Below are 17,955 nucleotides of genomic sequence, written 5' to 3' on the forward strand. Positions count from 1 at the left end.
TCCCCAGCGTGGCGGGTGCGGCGCCGGGGAGACGGCCGGGAGCGGAATCTGTGGAGAAGCCGCCGAGCTGATCCGGTTGGGGAGGATCAGCCGAGCGCGTCGAGCCAGATCTTGCGGGCGTCGAGGGCCTCCTGGGCCGCCTTGACCTTGGCGGCGTCGCCGCCGGCCTGCGCCTCGGCGAGCTCCTGCTCGAGCTTCGCGATCGCCGCGTTGAGCTGACTGGCAAGCCCTTCGGACCGCGCCTTCTTCTCGGGGTTGTTGCGCTCCCAGTGCTCTTCGTCGAGACGGCGGACGGCCGTCTCGACCTTGCGCAGCCGGTCTTCGATCGGGCGCACCTGTTCGCGCGGCACGCGACCGATGGCGTCCCAGCGCTCCTGGATCGAGAGGAGGGCGTTGCGTGCGACCTCGCGGTCCTTCTCGCCGAGAAGCGGCTCCGCCTCGTCGAGCAGCGCGAGTTTGAGCTGGAGGTTGGCCTCGTACTCCTCGTTGTCGCGGGCGTCGACCTCGGCCTTCGCGGAGTAGATTGCGTCACCGGCCGCCTTGAAGCGGGCCCACAGCGCGTCGTCGTTCTTCTTGCCGGCGCGGCCCGCGAGCTTCCACTGGTCGAGCAGGCGGCGATACTCCGGGACGCCGTCGGCGCCGAGCGGGATGAGCTTCTCGGCCTGCTCGATCAGCGCGTTCTTGCGGCTGCGGACATCGCGGTGCTGGTTGTCCAGCTCGGCGAAGAACGCCTTGCGGTTGTGCTCGATCGTCGAGCGTGCCGCCCGGAAACGCTTCCAGAGCTCGTTCGCCTCGTTCTTCGGCAGTCGCGGGCCGTCGTGCTGATGGGACTGCCACCGCGCGAACAGAGCGTCCAGGCTCGCGGTGGTCTGCTTCCACTGGGTGCGCTCCGGGTCCTGCGCGGCGAGGGCTTCGGCCTCCTCGACGATGGCCGTCCGCTCGGCGATCGCGGACTCCACGGCCGCTTTGGCCTCGGCGCTCTGCTGCTCGGTGAGCTCCTCGACGGTGCCGCCCAGGGCGTCCAGACGCGTGAGCAGGGAGGCGAGGTCGCCGACGGCGTTGGCGCCCTCGACGGAGGAGCGGAGGTTGGCGACGGACTTGGCGATGTCGGCGGCGGGGGCGCCCCGGCGGGCGCGCTGCTCGAGCAGCGAGACCTGCCCGGCGAGATCGGTGTACTTGCGCTCGAAGTAGCCGATCGCTTCCTCGGGCGTGCCGTCCGGATACTGGCCGACGACGCGTTCCCCGTCGCCCTCGCGGACGTACACGGTCCCGGTCTCGTCGACGCGACCCCAGGGGTGCTGTTCAGAAGTAGCCAAGAGCCTCACCTTGCTGCTGTGCGGTCAGGGCGGAGAACCCGCCCCGCGGTGGAATCAGCCTATTGCACACGCCGCATCACTGCAGCGTGAAGCTGTCGATCTTCGTCGCCACCGACGGCTTGCCGTCGGTCCCGCCGCCCTCGACGCCCTTGGCCACGACGTCGGAGGTCAGGGTGTCGAGCCCGCTCGTGATCCGGCCGAGCACGGTGTATCCACCGGCGGCGTCCGAGGGGATCGGGCTGTCCTTGTAGACGATGAAGAACTGGCTGCCCTGGCTGTAGCCGTTGCCGCTCTGACGGGCCATGGCGATGGTGCCGGCCGGGTAGGTGCCGTCGGCGGGGGCGTTCTCCACCGGGCCGTACGAGTAGCCGGGACCGCCGCTGCCATCGCCCTTCGGGTCGCCGCACTGGAGCACGAAGATGCCCGAGGTGGTGAGGCGGTGGCAGCTCAGTCCGTCGTAGAAGCCCTTCTTCGCGAGGGAGATGGTGGACGACACGGCCTGAGGCGCCTGCTTGCCGTCGAGGGTGACGCCCAGGTCGATCCCGTTGATGACGAGCGAGCCCGTCCAGTCGCGGCCCTCGGCGATGCTCGCGGAGGGCACGTCGCCGGTGTTCGAGCCGGTGGCGGCCGGAGTGGGCGTCGGCGTCGTGGACGGCGAGGCGGAGGCGGTCGGGGCTCCGGGGCCGCCCGTGAAGTAGAGGAGCTGCGTCGCGACGGCGAGTCCGACGATGACGACGACCGCGATCCCGGCGATCCAGTTGTCGCGCTTGCGGCGCTTGACCTTCTCGCCGTGGACGGTCTGCCGCGCCTGGTAGGCGCGCAGGCGTTCGCGCGCCTGCCGTGCGTCGCGGTCGTTCTGCTTGCTGGGTGCCACGTGTGTCCTCCGAGGGGCGCCGTCGAGCGGGGAGTCGGTGTCCCGAGGAAGACCGGTCCGCGGGTCAGGAGAACCCTATCCGGCGGACCTATGGACGACAAACCAACGAGCGCAGCGGGTCGAAGCGCTCGACCGCGGTGTCGGTGGCGGCCGGTAGCCTGGGGGGATGGTCGATGTGCAACCCGGGCTCCGCACCGGAGCGACGCCGCTCGCCGTGCGCATGCGGCCGACCTCGCTCGACGAGGTCGCGGGACAACGGCACCTGCTGCGGCCGGGATCGCCGCTGGTGGCCCTCGCCTCCGACCAGTCGGGGGAGACCGGCTCCGTCTCCGTCATCCTGTGGGGACCGCCCGGTACGGGCAAGACGACGCTCGCCCAGGCGATCGCCCATTCCTCCGGCCGTCGGTTCGTCGAGCTCTCGGCCGTGACGGCGGGAGTCAAGGACGTTCGCCTGGTCATGGACGAGGCGCTCTCGACGCGTGATCTCTACGGTGTCTCGACCGTGCTCTTCCTCGACGAGATCCACCGCTTCACGAAGGCCCAGCAGGACGCCCTGCTCCCCGGTGTGGAGAACGGCTGGGTCATCCTCGTGGCCGCCACCACCGAGAACCCGTCGTTCTCGGTCATCTCGCCGCTCCTGTCCCGTTCGCTGCTGCTCACGCTCGAGACGCTGAGCGACGATGACCTCGGCGTGGTCGTCGACCGCGCCGTCGCGGACGACCGCGGCCTCGGCGGACAGTACGCGCTGGCCGACGACGCCCGCGCGGCGATCATCCGGCTGGCCTCCGGCGATGCGCGCCGCGCGTTGACTGCACTGGAGGCGGCCTCGGTGTCGGCCGCGTCGGCGACGCCGGCGACATCGAAGAAGAAGCCGGTGATCACGGCCGAGATCGTCGCGCAGGCCGTGGACCGCGCGCTCCTGCGTTACGACCGCAACGGCGACGAGCACTACGACGTCATCAGCGCGTTCATCAAGTCGGTGCGCGGCTCGGACGTCGACGCCGCCTTGCACTACCTGGCCCGGATGATCGAGGCGGGGGAGGACCCGCGGTTCATCGCGCGGCGGATCATCATCTCCGCGTCGGAAGACATCGGGATGGCCGACCCGCAAGCGCTGGTGGTGGCCATCGCGGCCGCCGATGCCGTGCAGTTCGTGGGGATGCCGGAGGGGCGCATCCCGCTGGCGCAGGCGGTGGTCCATCTGGCGACGGCGCCGAAGTCCAACGCCGCGTACATGGCGCTCGACGCCGCCATCGCGGATGTGCGGGCCGGCAAGATCGGGCGCGTGCCGAAGCACCTGCGCGACGCGCACTATCCGGGTGCCAAGCGCCTGGGGCACGGCAAGGGGTACAAGTACCCGCACGACGCCGAGCTCGGCGTGCTGGAGCAGCAGTACCTTCCCGACGAGCTGAAGGACACGACCTACTACGCGCCGACGGAGCACGGCAACGAGCGCGACGTGTCCGCACGCCTGGCGAAGCTGCGCCGCATCGTGCGCGGCCGCTGACCTCGTTCTGATACACTCGATGGGCCTAGAAGCGTGTGCGGCGTGCGGCTGCGCTCACCACGCTCTCGAAGGGGACGGTCCTGTAGCCGGACGCCCCGGGCACTGAATCCCTCTCTCAGCGCACTCGTCGTGCGCGCGGACGCCTGTGTCGCGTTCCGCAGTCCATGTACTAGAGAGACCATTGAAAGGAAACCGTGTCTTCACGTTCCCGTAGCAAGACCCGCGAGTCGCGTGCCCTCGGCATCGCGCTCACCCCGAAGGCCGCGCGCTACCTCGAGAAGCGCCCGTACGCCCCCGGTGAGCACGGCCGCACCAAGCGCAAGGCCGACTCCGACTACGCCGTGCGTCTGCGCGAGAAGCAGCGCCTGCGCGCCCAGTACGGCATCCGCGAGAAGCAGCTGCGCATCGCCTTCGAGGAGGCCCGCCGCACCCAGGGCCTGACCGGTGAGAACCTGGTCGAGATCCTCGAGATGCGTCTGGACGCGCTCGTGCTCCGCGCCGGCTTCGCCCGCACCATCTCGCAGGCCCGCCAGTTCGTCGTGCACCGCCACATCCTCGTCGACGGCAAGATCGTGGACCGCCCCTCCTTCCGCGTGAAGCCGGGTCAGCTCATCCACGTCAAGGCCCGCTCCGAGGGCACCGAGCCCTTCCAGGTCGCGGCCGCCGGCGGTCACGTCGACGTCCTGCCCAAGGTCCCGGCCTACCTCGACGTCGAGATCGACAAGCTGCAGGCCCGCCTCGAGCGTCGCCCGAAGCGCGCCGAGGTCCCCGTCACCTGTGAGGTCCAGCTGGTCGTCGAGTACTACGCGGCCCGCTAAGGCTCCGCGAGACTCCCGGAACGGGGTCGTGGCTTCGGCCGCGGCCCCGTTTCGTCGTCTCCGGCGCTGTTCCCCCTCGACGGCAGGGCTACGCTGGGGGAGTATGCCGGTGGCGGAATGGAAGGACGACTCGTGTCTGGTGGCGACATCGCAGGACTCATCGCGGCGGGCGTGTTCGCCGTGCTCGTCGGCTTCATCGCGGCCCCGCTCCTGAAGTTCGGGCGGGTGCTCGACCAGACCCGGGACTCCATCAAGGAGGCCAGCGACGGCATCACACCGATCCTGGACGAGACGGCGACGACGCTCAGAGAGACGAACAAGCAGCTGGCGCGCGTCGACGTGATCACCAAGAACGTCGCCGACGTGACGGGCAACGTCTCGGCGCTCGTGTCGCTGTTCGCCGCGACGGTCGGTGGACCGCTGATCAAGCTCGCCGGGTTCAGCGCCGCGGTCAAGGCCGCCTTCGCGGCCACGCGTGGCACCCGCCGTGGCCGCTCTTCGCGGTCGCGGTAGCCCCGCCCCGGTACCCGCCGGCAGACAGTAGACTCGTTCAGGTGTGCTCGCGCACCGGACACGGAGGGAAGAACAGCAATGAAGAGTTTCCTGTGGCTCCTCGTCGGAGTCGGGATCGGCTTCGTCGTCGCCCACAAGGTCAACGAGACTCCGAAGGGGCGCGAATTCTTCAGCTCCCTCGACCAGAAGGCGCGCGACTTCGGCGAGGCCGTCTCGGACGGCTACCGCCAGCGCGAGGCCGAGATCCGCTCGGCGATCGACGGCGACTGACCGGCACCCCCTCCTCCCTCCCGCAGCTTCGAACGACCGGAACCCATGCAGACCGCTGAAATCCACCGCCGCTGGCTCGACTTCTTCGCGAAACGCGGCCACACCGTCGTCCCCTCCGCCTCCCTCGTCAGCGACGACCCGTCGCTGCTCTTCACGGTGGCCGGGATGGTGCCCTTCGTGCCGTACCTCACCGGGGTCGTTCCTGCGCCGTACCCGCGCGCGACGAGCGTGCAGAAGTGCATCCGCACGCTCGACATCGAGGAGGTCGGCAAGACCCCTCGTCACGGCACGTTCTTCCAGATGTGCGGCAACTTCTCGTTCGGCGACTACTTCAAAGAGCAGGCGATCCAGTTCGCCTGGGACCTGCTGACCACGTCCGAGGACGAAGGCGGCCTGGGCTTCTCGCCCGACGACCTGTGGGTCACGGTGTACGAGGAGGACGAGGAGGCGCGCGAGATCTGGGGTCGCGTCTCGACGCTGCCGCCGGAGCGCATCCAGGGGCTCGGCAAGGACACCAACTACTGGTCGACCGGGCAGCCCGGTCCGGCCGGGCCCTGCTCGGAGATCTTCTTCGACCGTGGTCCCGCGTACGGCATCGACGGCGGTCCGGCGACGGACGACGACCGCTACGTCGAGATCTGGAACCTGGTCTTCATGCAGTACCTCCGCGGCGAGGGCGACGGCAAGAAGGACTTCGAGATCCTGGGCGACCTGCCCAAGAAGAACATCGACACCGGCCTGGGCCTGGAGCGCGTCGCGTTCATCAAGCAGGGTGTCGACAACATGTACGAGATCGACCAGGTGCGCCCGGTGCTCGACCGTGCAGCCGAGCTCGCGAACAAGCCCTACGGCAACGAGGCGCACGAGGACGACGTGCGGCTGCGCGTCGTCGCCGACCACGTCCGCAGCGCACTGATGCTCATGACCGACGGGGTGACCCCGTCGAACGAGGGCCGCGGTTACGTGCTGCGCCGCCTTCTCCGCCGCACCGTCCGGGCGATGCGCCTGCTGGGCGTCGAGGGCGCGACCTTCCCCGAGCTGTTCCCGGCGTCGCGCGACGCGATGAAGGCGGCCTATCCGGAGGTTGCGATCGAGTTCGACCGCATCTCGCAGCTCGCGTACGCGGAGGAGGAGACCTTCCTCCGCACGCTCGCCGCGGGCACGAGCATCCTCGACACCGCGGTGTCGAAGACCCGCACGTCCGGCAGCGAGCAGCTTGCCGGTGACACAGCGTTCCTACTGCACGACACCTACGGCTTCCCGATCGACCTCACGCTCGAGATGGCGGAGGAGGCGGGCCTCAGTGTCGACCGCGCCGCGTTCGACACGCTCATGGCGGACCAGCGCGCCCGCGCGAAGGCCGACGCCAAGGCGAAGAAGACGGCTCTGGCCGACCTGTCGGTCTACAGCGCCTTCCGCTCGCAGGGCGAGACGGTCTTCACCGGCTACACCGAGCTCGAGACGGAGTCGAGCGTGCTCGGCCTCATCGTCGACGGGCAGTCCGTGAACGCGGCGCGGGAGGGGCAGGTGGCCGAGATCATCCTCGGCGCGACCGCTCTCTACGCGGAGTCCGGTGGTCAGGACGCCGACACCGGCACCATCGTCGGCCCCGGCTACGAGCTCGACGTGCTCGACGTGCAGAAGCCGGTGAAGGGCCTCATCAGCCACAAGGTCCTGGTGCGCAGCGGCGAAGTCGGCGTCGGCGCGCCGGCGACGAGCCTGGTCGACCACGACTACCGCCGTGGTGCGCGTCAGGCGCACTCGGGCACTCACATCATCCACGCCGCTCTGCGCCAGGTCCTCGGCTCGAACGCGCACCAGTCCGGCTCGTACAACAAGGCCGGCTACCTGCGCCTCGACTTCTCGTGGAACCAGGCGCTCTCGGCCGAGACGCGCAGCGAGATCGAGGAGATCTCGAACAACGCGATCCGGCAGAACCTCGAGGTCACCACGCGCGAGCTCCCGATCGACGAGGCGAAGGCTCTCGGAGCCATGGCCCTGTTCGGCGAGAAGTACGGCGACGTGGTGCGCGTCGTCGACATCGGCGGGCCGTGGTCGCGTGAGCTGTGCGCGGGCACTCACGTCGCGAGCAGCGCCGAGATCGGGATGATCAACCTGGTCAGCGAGTCCTCGGTCGGTTCGACGAACCGTCGCGTGGAGTCCCTCGTCGGTCTGGAGGCGTTCCGCGACCTCGCCGTCGAGCGCACGATCGTCTCGCAGCTCTCCGGCAGCCTGAAGACGCCGCGCGAGCAGCTCCCCGAGAAGATCGCCGACCTCCTGGCCAGCCTCAAGGCGGCCGAGAAGCGCATCCAGGCGTTCGAAGCGCGCGCGGTTCTCGACAAGGTCCCGGCGCTGATCGAGACGGCGGCCCACCGCGGTGCGTTCACCGTCGTCGCGCAGGACGCGGGCTCGCTCAACTCGGCCGACGACCTCCGCTTGCTCGTCACCACGGTGCGCGAGCGGCTCGGCTCGGATCCCGCGGTGGTCGCCCTGGCGGCGCAGGCCGGCGGCAAGCCGGTGGTGATCGTCGCCACCAACCAGGCGGCGCGCGACGCCGGCGCGAACGCCGGTGCGCTGGCGAAGACCGCCGCGGGCGTGCTCGGCGGCGGCGGCGGTGGCAAGGCCGACCTCGCACAGGGCGGCGGCACGGACGCGGCGGCCATCCCCGCGGCACTGAACGCGGTCGTCGCGGCGATCGGCTGACCCCTATGCGAACCGGTGTCCGGCTCGGGATCGATGTCGGCAAAGTGCGGATCGGCGTCAGCCGCTCCGATCCGCACGGGATGATCGCGACGCCGGTCGAGACGGTCGCGCGCTCCGAGGACACTGCGGATCGGCGGAGAATCGGCGAGATTGTGACCGAACTCGGAGTTTTCGAGATTATCGTCGGGTTGCCGTTGGCGCTCTCGGGCGCGCACACCCCGTCCACTGCGGACGCGGTGGCGTTCGCGGAGGCGCTGGACGCCGAGCTGGACGTCCCCGTCCGTCTCGTCGACGAGCGGCTGTCGACCGTGTCGGCCCACTCGGCCTTGCGCGCGTCCGGCAAGAATTCGAAAAGCGCGCGTCCGGTGGTGGATCAGGTGGCCGCCACGATAATTTTGCAGCACGCCCTCGACGCGGAGCGCGCCTCCGGTCGCCCGCCGGGCCAACCCGTCGAAACGAGCATTGGACCCTGAGTTTGTCGAAGAACCCCGAGGAGCGGCCGGAACCCCCTGTGTTCCCGGCCGTCAACCGGCAGCAGCCCATGACCCGTCGCGAAGCGCGGGCCGCTCGGGAGGCCGCTGGGGATCAGAGCGTGCAGCCCGGACTGCAGGACGACGTGGCCGCTCCCGCCGCGTCGTCCCCGTCGGCCGAACAGCGCGAGGCGCTTGACCGTCTCGATTTCGATGCCGTGATCACCGGCCCGATCGCGCGAGTCGAGCAGCCCGAACCGGAACCCGTCGGCGCAGCGGTCCGTCACGGGGCGGACGACCTCTCGGCCGATCACCCGGCCCGCGCCCTCTTCGGCGCCCTCGAGGACGAGCCCGCCGGAGGCGGAGGCCCGCCGACCGGCGAGTCCCCGCTCGCCTGGCGACAGCAGAACTACCTCTCGCACGCCGAGCCGAAGCGCAAACGCCGATGGGTCAAACCGTTGATCGTGATCGTCGTCATCCTCGCGGTGCTCGGCGGCATGGCGGGTGCGGCGTACGCGATCTTCCAGCCGCAGGTCGCCCAGCTCGTCAACGCCCTCACCCCGAAGGACGACGACTATCCCGGCGACGGCACCGGCGAGGTGATGTTCACCATCGTCTCCGGTGACACGGGCTCGGACATCGCGACGAACCTCCACAAGGCCGGTGTCACCAAATCGTACGACGCGTTCTACACGCTCCTGCTGCGGCAGAAGCCGGAGCCCGAGTTCCAGCCCGGCGCGTTCAAGCTCAAGAAGCAGATGAGCGCCAACGCGGCGCTGATCGCCTTGCAGGACCCGGCGAACCGCGTCGAGAACACCGCCGTCATCCCGGAGGGAACGGCCGAGGTCGACGTGCTCCAGACCGTCGCCGACGCGACGAAGATCCCCCTCGCCGACCTGAAGGCGGCGGCGGCCAACCCGGCCGACTACGGACTGCCCGCCGAGGCGAAGACGCTGGAGGGCTTCCTCTTCCCCGCGACGTACACGTTCACGCCGGGGACGACGGCGCACGATGCGATCAAGACCATGGTCGACCGGATGTTCCAATCGCTCGACGCCGCCGGTGTGACGCCGGAGAACCGATGGAACACCGTCGTCCTGGCCTCGATCGTGCAGCGGGAGGCGGGCCTCAAGGACGACTACCCCAAGGTCGCCCGGGTCTTCCTGAACCGGATCGCGCAGGGCTGGGACCTGCAGTCCGACGCGACGGTCGCGTACGGGACCGGGAACACCCACCGCGTCGAGACGACCGACGCCGAGCGGGCGGACGCCAGCAACCCCTACAACACCTACGTGCACCCGGGGCTCCCGGTCGGTCCGATCTCGAACCCGGGCGACCTGGCGATCGACGCCGTCGTGCACCCGGCCGACGGGCCGTGGATGTTCTTCGTGACCTGGAACCTGCAGACCGGCGAGACGATCTTCTCGACAACGGAGGCCGAGCACGAGGCCGCGGTGGCCAAGTGGCAGCAATGGATGAAGGACAACCCCGGCTATGAGTGACGCCCGTACGACTCCACCCGAGACCGACACGGAGGCAACGACCCCGCAAGCCGATGCCGCGTCCATCGAGGACGGCGTCTCGGAGGCCGCCGCCGAGGCGTCGATCGCGAAGCTGGTGGAGGCGGAGCGCGCGGCGGAGGCCGAGGAGGCCGCCGTCGCCGACGCCGAGGAGGCGGAGGAGCGGGAGGAGCCGGAAGACAAGGCCGGGAAGCCGGCCGACGACGAGCCCGGCGCCGCCGAGGAGCCTGGCGCCGTCGAGGACCCTATCCCCGCGCCGCCGGCCACGGCACCCGCGAAGCCCGCCCCGGTGAAGGTCGCCGCGGTGAAGCGCCCGCCCGTGGAACCGACGCCCGGCCGGCTGTCGCTCGCCGTGCTCGGATCGCCGATCGCGCACTCCCAGTCGCCCGCTCTGCAGAAGGCCGCCTACGGCGTGCTCGGGCTCGACTGGTCCTACGAGCCGGTCGAGGTCACCGAGGAGTCGTTGGCGGGCTTCATCGACGGACTCGGCTCGGAGTGGCGCGGACTTTCGCTGACGATGCCGCTGAAGAAGGCCGTCCTCCCGCTGCTCACAGAGGTCGACCGGGTCGCGGAGCAGACCGGTGCGGCCAACACCGTCCTCTTCGACGGCGAAGCGGTACGCGGTTTCAACACCGACGTGGCCGGGATCGTCCGTGCGCTCGCGGGAGCGGGCGTGACGGAGGCCCGGTACGTGCACATCCTGGGCGGGGGAGCGACCGCGGCGTCCGCGCTGGTGGCCGCGGCCGAGCTCGGCGCCGAGCGGGTGGACGTGCACGTGCGCGACCTGACCCGCAGCGTGTGGCTCGAGCCTCTCGCCCACGACCTCGGCCTCATGGTCCGCCTCCGCTCGCTGCCTCAGGCGGACCGGTCGCTCGACGTCCCCGAGGTCGTCATCAGCACGCTTCCGGGCGGGGCGAGGGTCGACGCGATCTACACCGACTCGACCCGGCGCCGCGCGGTGCTGCTCGATGTCGCCTACGAGCCGTGGCCGAGCGACCTCGCGCGCAGCTGGGCGAAGGTCGGCGGCACCGTCGTGTCCGGGCTGTCGATGCTCGCCCACCAGGCGCTCCTGCAGGTGCGTATCTTCGTGTCGGGGGATCCGCTCGAGCCGCTGGCCGATGAGGAGGCCGTGCTCGCGGCCATGCTCGACGCGGTCGAGATCGACGCGGCCGGCGTCCCGCTCGACGCCTGAGCGACGTCACAGGGCGCGGACGCCCTCGGCCGCTGTGCCAGAATCGAAGCATGCTTCGTTGGCTCACGGCCGGGGAATCCCACGGCCCCGAACTCATCGCCGTCCTGGAGGGTCTCCCCGCCGGGGTCCCGGTCTCGCTCGACGCCATCCGCGCCGATCTGGCCCGCCGCAAGCTCGGCTACGGCCGAGGCGCGCGCATGAAGTTCGAGCAGGACGCGCTCGAGATCTCCGGCGGTGTCCGCCACGGGTCCAGTCTCGGCAGCCCGATCGCGCTGCGCATCGGCAACACGGAGTGGCCGAAGTGGGTCGACGTGATGAGCGCGGCGCCCGTCGAGCCCGAGAAGCTCGCGGGTGGCCGAGGCGCCGCCCTCACCCGGCCGCGCCCCGGCCACGCCGATCTCGTCGGCATGCAGAAGTACGGCTTCGACGAGGCGCGGCCCGTGCTGGAGCGCGCGAGCGCCCGCGAGACGGCCGCGCGCGTCGCGCTCGGCGCCGTCGCCCGGTCCTTCCTGGCCGAGCTGGGGGTCACGCTCGTCAGCCACACGCTCTCGATCGGACCGGTCCGCGTGCCGGAGGGCTCCGCGCTCCCGACGCCCGCCGATGTCGATGCGCTGGACGCCGACCCGCTGCGTTGCTTCGACCCCGCTACCTCCGCGCGGATGGTCGCCGAGGTCGACGCCGCGCACAAGGACGGCGACACGCTCGGCGGCGTCGTCGAGGTGCTCGCCTACGGCGTCCCGCCGGGCCTCGGTTCGCACGTCCACTGGGACCGTCGCCTCGACGGGCAGCTGGCGGCCGCGCTCATGGGCATCCAGGCGATCAAGGGCGTGGAGGTCGGCGATGGCTTCCTGACCACGACGCGCCGCGGATCGGAGGCGCATGACGAGCTGGTCGCCCAGGACGGCGCCATCGCTCGGACCAGCGACAAGGCGGGCGGCACCGAGGGCGGCATGAGCACCGGTACCATCCTGCGCGTTCGCGCGGGCATGAAGCCGATCGCGACCGTCCCGCACGCTCTGCGCACCGTCGACATCGCAACCAGCGAGGAGGCCGCAGCGCACCACCAGCGGTCCGACGTCTGCGCAGTCCCCGCCGCCGGCGTGGTGGCGGAGGCGATGGTCGCCCTCGTGCTCGCGAACTCGGTCCTGGAGAAGTTCGGAGGAGACTCCCTCCCGGAGACCGCTCGGAACCTGCGCGGCTACCTGGACGCCATTCCCCCGAACCTGGCGACCGAGCGCGTCGGCGCGCCCTCGGCCTGAGTGCCGTGACGGTCGTCCTGATCGGCCCGCCGGCGGCGGGGAAGACCCGGCTGGGCAAGCGCCTGGCCAAGCGGCTCGGCCTCGCCTTCGTCGACACCGACGCGCGCGTGGTCGCCGAGCACGGCGCCATCTCCGAGATCTTCGCCGATCACGGCGAATCCCATTTCCGCGCCCTCGAGCGTGCTGCCGTCGTCTCCGCACTCGCGGAGGGCGGCGTCGTCTCGCTGGGCGGTGGCGCGGTGCTCGATCTCGAGACGCGCGCCGATCTCGCGGGGCGCCGCGTGGTGCTGCTCACCGTCCAGCCCGAGGCGATCGCGCACCGGATCACCGGAGGCAAGCGACCGCTCATCACCGACATCGAGTCGTGGAAGCGCCTCGTCGCCGAGCGCGCCGAACTGTACGCATCGCTCGCGGACTACACCGCGGACACCTCGTCCCGCCCGATCGACACCATCGTGGAAGAGATCGCCGAGTGGGTCGAGCAGGAGGAAGGACACCGATGACCGACGCCGACGCCCCCACCGAGATCCTCGTCGCGGGGGTGGACCAGTACCCCGTGGTGGTCGGCCGTGGTCTGCGCTTCGATCTGGCCGACCACCTCGGGTCCTCCGTCAACAAGGTGCTGCTCGTGCACCCGCCGACGCTGGGCGCTGCCGCCGCGGAGCTGCGCGAGTCGTTGCTCGGCCGGTACGAAGTGCTCCTCGCGGAGGTGCCCGACGCCGAGGCCGCCAAGCGCGTCGAGGTCGCCTCGTTCCTCTGGCAGATCATGGGCCAGGCCGACTTCACGCGCTCGGACGCGGTGGTGGGCTTCGGCGGCGGCGCGGTCACCGACCTCGCCGGCTTCGCCGCGGCGACCTGGCTGCGCGGCGTGAAGCTCGTGCAGGTGCCGACGACGCTGCTCGGAATGGTGGACGCGGCGGTCGGCGGCAAGACCGGCATCAACACCGCGGAGGGCAAGAACCTGGTCGGCGCGTTCTATGCGCCCGCGGCCGTCGTGTGCGACCTCGACACGCTCACCTCGCTCGGGCGCAACGAGATCCTCGCGGGCTTCGGGGAGGTCGTGAAGTACGGCTTCATCGCCGAGCCGGACATCCTGGACATCATCGAGCGCGATGTCGACGTGGCCACGGATCCGCGGTCGCCGGAGTTCCGCCGGCTGGTCGAGCTGTCGATCGGCATCAAGGCACGGGTGGTGGGGGAGGACTTCACCGAGCAGGGGCTGCGCGAGATCCTCAACTACGGCCACACGCTCGGGCACGCGATCGAGCACGCCGAGCGCTACCAGTGGCGTCATGGCGCCGCGGTCGCCGTCGGCATGGTCTACGCAGCGGAACTCGGACGCCTGAGCGGGCGGCTCTCCGACGAGGCGGTGGACCGCCACCGCCGCATCCTCGAGTCCCTCACGCTGCCGACGACCTACCCGCTCGGCCGGTGGCAGACCCTGCTCGCCACCATGCAGCGCGACAAGAAGGCGCGCGGGAGCCTGCTCCGGTTCATCGTGCTCGACGACATCGGCCGCCCGACGGTGCTCGCGGGCCCCGACCAGAGCCTGCTGTTCGCGGCCTACCAGGAGATCGCCTCCTGATGACGGCGCGCGTCCGTCCGTCGACCGCCGCCGAGCCCCGGTAGGGTGAGCCGCATGAGCAGTGTCCTCGTCTTGAACGGCCCCAATCTCGGCCGCCTCGGCACCCGCGAGCCCGACGTCTACGGGTCCGGCACCCTCGACGACCTGGCGCGCGTGCTGCGCGACGACGCGCCGGAGACGACGATCGACCTCCGCCAGACCGACGCGGAGGGCGACCTGCTCGGCTGGCTGCACGAGGCGGCGGACACGGGCGCACCGGTCATCCTGAACGCCGGGGCCTGGACCCACTACTCGTTCGCCCTGCGCGACGCGGTGTCGCTGGTGACAAAGGCGGGCGGCACCGTGGTCGAGGTGCATCTGTCGAACCCGCACGCGCGCGAGGAGTTCCGCCACACGAGCGTGATCTCGGCCGTCGCGACCGGCGTGATCGCCGGATTCGGCTTCGAGTCGTACCGCCTCGCGCTGGCGTACATTCGCCGAAACGCCCTCTGACGTCTAGAATCTTCTGCGGGCCGCCGCATCGCGCGCGGCGATGTGGACCGCTGACGCCCGCGGATCCCACCCGGAACTCTTTCGCAAACTGAATGGATCTCGCGCATGGCATCGACCGCTGACATCAAGAACGGCATCGTCCTCAACATCGACGGACAGCTCTGGAGCGTGATCGAGTTCCAGCACGTGAAGCCGGGCAAGGGTGGCGCGTTCGTCCGCACGAAGCTCAAGAACGTCACGACCGGCAAGACGGTCGACCGCACGTACAACGCCGGCGCCAAGATCGACATCACCAACGTCGACCGCCGCGACTACCAGTATCTGTACCAGGACGGCGCCGACTTCGTCTTCATGGACACCAGCGACTACGACCAGATCACCATTCCGGGCCCGATCGTCGGCGACGCCGCCAACTTCATGCTCGAGAACCAGAACGTGACCGTCGCGCTGCACGAGGGATCGCCGCTCTACGTCGAGCTGCCCGCCTCCGTCGTCCTCGAGATCACCTACACCGAGCCCGGCCTGCAGGGCGACCGTTCGACGGGCGGCACCAAGCCCGCCACCGTCGAGACCGGCTACCAGATCCAGGTCCCGCTCTTCCTCGAGACCGGAACCAAGGTCAAGGTCGACACCCGCACGGGCGACTACCTCGGCCGCGTCAACGACTAGTGAGCGCCCGGACCAAGGCACGCAAGCGCGCCCTCGACCTGCTCTACAGCGCCGACCTGCGTCAGACGCCGCTCCGCCAGGCCCTCGCCACGGAGGCGGAGCGCGCCGCGAACGAGCCTGCCCGTGAGGCCTCCTGGCTGTACGCGCGCGAGATCGTGGACGGCGTCGTCGACCACCAGGACGAGATCGACGAGCAGATCGAGACGTACGCGCAGGGCTGGACCCTCGCCCGCATGCCCGCCGTCGACCGCGCCATCCTCCGTATCGGCGTGTGGGAGCTGCTCTTCAACGACACGATCCCGGAGGGCGTCGCGATCTCGGAGGCGGTGGAGGCCGCCACCGTGCTCTCGACCGACGACTCCGCCGGGTTCGTGAACGGGCTGCTCGCCAAGATCGCCCAGAGCAACAAGACCGCCTAGGCACCGCTCAGATCCACCAACCGAAGGGACGACGTGAAGCGCACCCGCCGCATCCTCGCCGCCACCGTTGTCGCCGCAGCCCTCGCGCTCGGCGCTTCGGCCTGCTCGATGTTCGCCGACACCTCGGCGCCGGTCGCGACGGACACGCCGCCGACGGGCGTCGACGGCGCCGTCAATTTCGACGGGCGCTACATCTCGGCCGGCACCGGATCGAAGAAGGTCGACATCTGGTTCGACGCGATGTGCCCGGTGTGCGGTGCGTTCGAGAAGGCCAACGGCGACACGCTCGACGCGGCCGTCAAGGACGGTTCGATCACGCTGCGGCTGCACCCGCTGACATTCCTCGACCGCCTGTCGAACGGCACCGGGTACTCGACGCGCGCGGCCGCGGCGCTGACCTGCGTCGGCGTCCACGACCCGTCGCACGTGCTCGAGTACTATCAGGCGCTCTTCACCGACCAGCCGGAGGAGAACTCCGACGGCCTGACCGACAAGGAGCTCGCCAAGCGGGCGACGGATCTCGGCATCGCCGACATCTCCGGCTGTCTCGATCGCAGTGGCCCGTACCAGGCGTGGGCGCAGGCCAACACCGCGCATTCGCAGACCGGGCCGATCGAGGTGGACGGGAAGAAGGTGCTCGACAAGATCGAGGGGACCCCGACGGTGCTCGTCGATGGGAAGCAGTTCACCGGCAGCATCAGCGACACCGACGCGTTCCGCACCTTCCTGAACGACAAGTGACCCGGGCCGGGCTGCTATGCTCGGCTCTCGACAGACATCCTTTAAGAGCCGTCCTGTGAGGCGGGGAAGGAGGTCGGCATGACAGCGCGCACCGTGCTGCAGCAGGCTGACATCGCCCGGGCGCTGACCCGGATCTCCCACGAGATCCTCGAGTCGAACCGGGGAACGAACGACCTGGTGATCCTGGGCATCCCGACGCGCGGCGTCGAACTGGCCCGGCGGATCGCCGAGACCATCCAGCGCATCGAGCCGCAGTCCGTGGCGTCGCCCGCCGACATCGTCGGCGCCCTCGACGTGACGATGTACCGCGACGACCTCGCCCGCAACCCGATCCGCACGCCGCAGCCCACGTCGCTGCCCGGCCCGATCGACGGCAAGACCGTCGTGCTCGTGGACGACGTGTTGTTCTCGGGGCGCACGATCCGCGCCGCGCTCGACGCGCTCAATGACCTCGGACGGCCACGCGCCGTGCGGCTCGCCGTGCTCGTCGACCGGGGCCACCGCGAGTTGCCGATCCGCGCGGACTACGTCGGCAAGAACCTCCCGTCCGCCTCCTCGGAGCGCATCTTCGTGCGCCTGTCGGGGGTCGACGGCGAGGAGTCGGTGACGATCGAGTCGCCGGACGCCGATGCCGGCGCGGGTGCGGAGGCCGGCGCATGAGGCACCTGCTGTCGACCAAGAGCCTCCCTCGCGAGGATGCCATCCGGCTTCTCGATGTGGCCGAGGACATGGCGGACGTCCAGGAGCGGGAGGTCAAGAAGCTCCCGACCCTCCGCGGCAAGACCGTGGTCAACCTCTTCTTCGAGGACTCCACCCGCACGCGCATCTCGTTTGAGGCGGCGGCGAAACGTCTCTCCGCGGACGTCATCAACTTCTCCGCGAAGGGCTCCAGCGTCTCCAAGGGCGAGAGCCTGAAGGACACCGCGCAGACCCTCGCGGCGATGGGCGCGGATGCGGTGGTGGTGCGACACGGCTCGTCGGGCGCGCCGCAGACCCTCGCGACCAGCGGCTGGATCGACGCGGGGATCGTGAACGCCGGGGACGGCACCCACGAGCACCCGACGCAGGCCCTGCTGGACGCGTTCACGATGCGCAGGAGGCTGCACGGCGCGGCGTCGCGCGGGCGCGACCTCGACGGCGTGACCGTGACGATCGTCGGCGACATCCTGCACTCGCGCGTCGCGCGGTCCAACGTCTGGCTGCTGCGCACGCTCGGAGCCCAGGTGACCTTGATCGCGCCGCCGACCCTGCTGCCCGTCGACGTGTCCGGCTGGCCGGCCGCGATCGGCTACGACCTGGACGCCGCGATCGATGCGGATCCGGACGTCGTGATGATGCTGCGCATCCAGGGCGAGCGCATGAACGCGGCGTTCTTCCCCAACCCGCGCGAGTACACGCGGCGCTGGGGGCTGGACGATGAGCGGCTCGGGCGGCTCGGCACCGATAGCATTGTGATGCACCCGGGCCCGATGAACCGCGGGCTGGAGATCTCCGCCGCAGCGGCGGACTCGCCCCGCTCCACGGTACGGGAGCAGGTGGCGAACGGCGTGTCCGTTCGGATGGCGGCTCTCTACCTCCTGCTGTCCGGTGGCGAGCGTGAGGCATAA

The 17,955-nt window shown here is 70.3% G+C and carries 19 protein-coding genes; 17 read left to right on the forward strand and 2 right to left on the reverse strand.

The features are described 5' to 3' along the window. Positions 1–86: 86 nt before the first annotated feature. Together LLS1_RS09785 and LLS1_RS09790 are read right to left on the reverse strand one after the other, a co-directional pair. A complete protein-coding gene (locus LLS1_RS09785; RefSeq protein ID WP_223356817.1) occupies positions 87–1,316 on the reverse strand; it encodes a DUF349 domain-containing protein in 1,230 nt (409 codons plus the stop codon). A gap of 76 nt (positions 1,317–1,392) precedes the next feature. Next, entirely contained in the window at positions 1,393–2,190 is a 798-nt protein-coding gene (locus LLS1_RS09790; RefSeq protein WP_226655114.1) for a peptidylprolyl isomerase, read from the reverse strand. A 166-nt stretch (positions 2,191–2,356) separates the two neighbouring features. Between LLS1_RS09790 and LLS1_RS09795 the strand changes: the two genes are divergently transcribed. The 17 genes from LLS1_RS09795 (at position 2,357) to LLS1_RS09875 (ending at position 17,955) form a co-directional block, all read left to right on the forward strand. Continuing rightward, a complete protein-coding gene (locus LLS1_RS09795; RefSeq protein WP_226655116.1) occupies positions 2,357–3,697 on the forward strand; it encodes a replication-associated recombination protein A in 1,341 nt (446 codons plus the stop codon). 194 nt (positions 3,698–3,891) lie between these two features. Next, positions 3,892–4,515, forward strand: coding sequence for a 30S ribosomal protein S4 (gene rpsD / locus LLS1_RS09800; RefSeq protein WP_025155698.1), 624 nt, complete (start codon positions 3,892–3,894; stop codon positions 4,513–4,515). A 132-nt stretch (positions 4,516–4,647) separates the two neighbouring features. Beyond that, positions 4,648–5,028, forward strand: coding sequence for a DUF948 domain-containing protein (locus LLS1_RS09805; protein WP_226655118.1), 381 nt, complete (start codon positions 4,648–4,650; stop codon positions 5,026–5,028). 78 nt (positions 5,029–5,106) lie between these two features. Next, complete coding sequence (locus tag LLS1_RS09810) at positions 5,107–5,298, forward strand: hypothetical protein (protein WP_223356811.1); 192 nt, start codon at positions 5,107–5,109, stop codon at positions 5,296–5,298. A 45-nt stretch (positions 5,299–5,343) separates the two neighbouring features. Continuing rightward, entirely contained in the window at positions 5,344–8,001 is a 2,658-nt protein-coding gene (alaS, locus tag LLS1_RS09815; RefSeq protein WP_226655120.1) for an alanine--tRNA ligase, read from the forward strand. A gap of 5 nt (positions 8,002–8,006) precedes the next feature. Next, positions 8,007–8,474: a Holliday junction resolvase RuvX gene (ruvX, locus tag LLS1_RS09820; protein ID WP_223356804.1), complete on the forward strand. Its 468-nt coding sequence runs from the start codon at positions 8,007–8,009 to the stop codon at positions 8,472–8,474. A gap of 119 nt (positions 8,475–8,593) precedes the next feature. Continuing rightward, positions 8,594–9,973: an endolytic transglycosylase MltG gene (gene mltG, locus LLS1_RS09825; RefSeq protein WP_226655121.1), complete on the forward strand. Its 1,380-nt coding sequence runs from the start codon at positions 8,594–8,596 to the stop codon at positions 9,971–9,973. Continuing rightward, a complete protein-coding gene (locus LLS1_RS09830; protein ID WP_226655123.1) occupies positions 9,966–11,183 on the forward strand; it encodes a shikimate dehydrogenase in 1,218 nt (405 codons plus the stop codon). Before mltG ends, LLS1_RS09830 begins: the two co-directional genes overlap by 8 nt. 50 nt (positions 11,184–11,233) lie before the next feature. Further along, positions 11,234–12,442 carry a chorismate synthase gene (gene aroC / locus LLS1_RS09835; protein WP_226655125.1) on the forward strand — a complete coding sequence of 403 codons (1,209 nt, stop codon included), beginning with the start codon at positions 11,234–11,236 and terminating at the stop codon, positions 12,440–12,442. A gap of 5 nt (positions 12,443–12,447) precedes the next feature. Continuing rightward, positions 12,448–12,945: a shikimate kinase gene (locus tag LLS1_RS09840; RefSeq protein ID WP_226655127.1), complete on the forward strand. Its 498-nt coding sequence runs from the start codon at positions 12,448–12,450 to the stop codon at positions 12,943–12,945. After that, complete coding sequence (gene aroB, locus LLS1_RS09845; protein ID WP_226655128.1) at positions 12,942–14,027, forward strand: 3-dehydroquinate synthase; 1,086 nt, start codon at positions 12,942–12,944, stop codon at positions 14,025–14,027. The genes LLS1_RS09840 and aroB overlap by 4 nt, the downstream gene beginning before the upstream one ends. A 54-nt stretch (positions 14,028–14,081) precedes the next feature. Next, positions 14,082–14,519, forward strand: coding sequence for a type II 3-dehydroquinate dehydratase (locus LLS1_RS09850; RefSeq protein WP_226655130.1), 438 nt, complete (start codon positions 14,082–14,084; stop codon positions 14,517–14,519). A 105-nt stretch (positions 14,520–14,624) separates the two neighbouring features. Continuing rightward, entirely contained in the window at positions 14,625–15,188 is a 564-nt protein-coding gene (gene efp, locus LLS1_RS09855; RefSeq protein WP_223356782.1) for an elongation factor P, read from the forward strand. After that, positions 15,188–15,607, forward strand: coding sequence for a transcription antitermination factor NusB (gene nusB / locus LLS1_RS09860; RefSeq protein ID WP_223356779.1), 420 nt, complete (start codon positions 15,188–15,190; stop codon positions 15,605–15,607). The genes efp and nusB overlap by 1 nt, the downstream gene beginning before the upstream one ends. A gap of 33 nt (positions 15,608–15,640) precedes the next feature. Then, a complete protein-coding gene (locus LLS1_RS09865; protein ID WP_223356776.1) occupies positions 15,641–16,348 on the forward strand; it encodes a thioredoxin domain-containing protein in 708 nt (235 codons plus the stop codon). Positions 16,349–16,426: 78 nt separating this feature from the next. After that, the gene (gene pyrR, locus LLS1_RS09870; RefSeq protein ID WP_223356773.1) at positions 16,427–17,008 is read left to right on the forward strand and encodes a bifunctional pyr operon transcriptional regulator/uracil phosphoribosyltransferase PyrR; all 582 of its coding nucleotides are present in this window, start codon (positions 16,427–16,429) and stop codon (positions 17,006–17,008) included. Further along, complete coding sequence (locus LLS1_RS09875; protein ID WP_226655132.1) at positions 17,005–17,955, forward strand: aspartate carbamoyltransferase catalytic subunit; 951 nt, start codon at positions 17,005–17,007, stop codon at positions 17,953–17,955. The genes pyrR and LLS1_RS09875 overlap by 4 nt, the downstream gene beginning before the upstream one ends.

This window comes from Leifsonia sp. LS1 (genome assembly GCF_020521355.1).
In the GTDB taxonomy this organism is placed as follows: domain Bacteria; phylum Actinomycetota; class Actinomycetes; order Actinomycetales; family Microbacteriaceae; genus Leifsonia.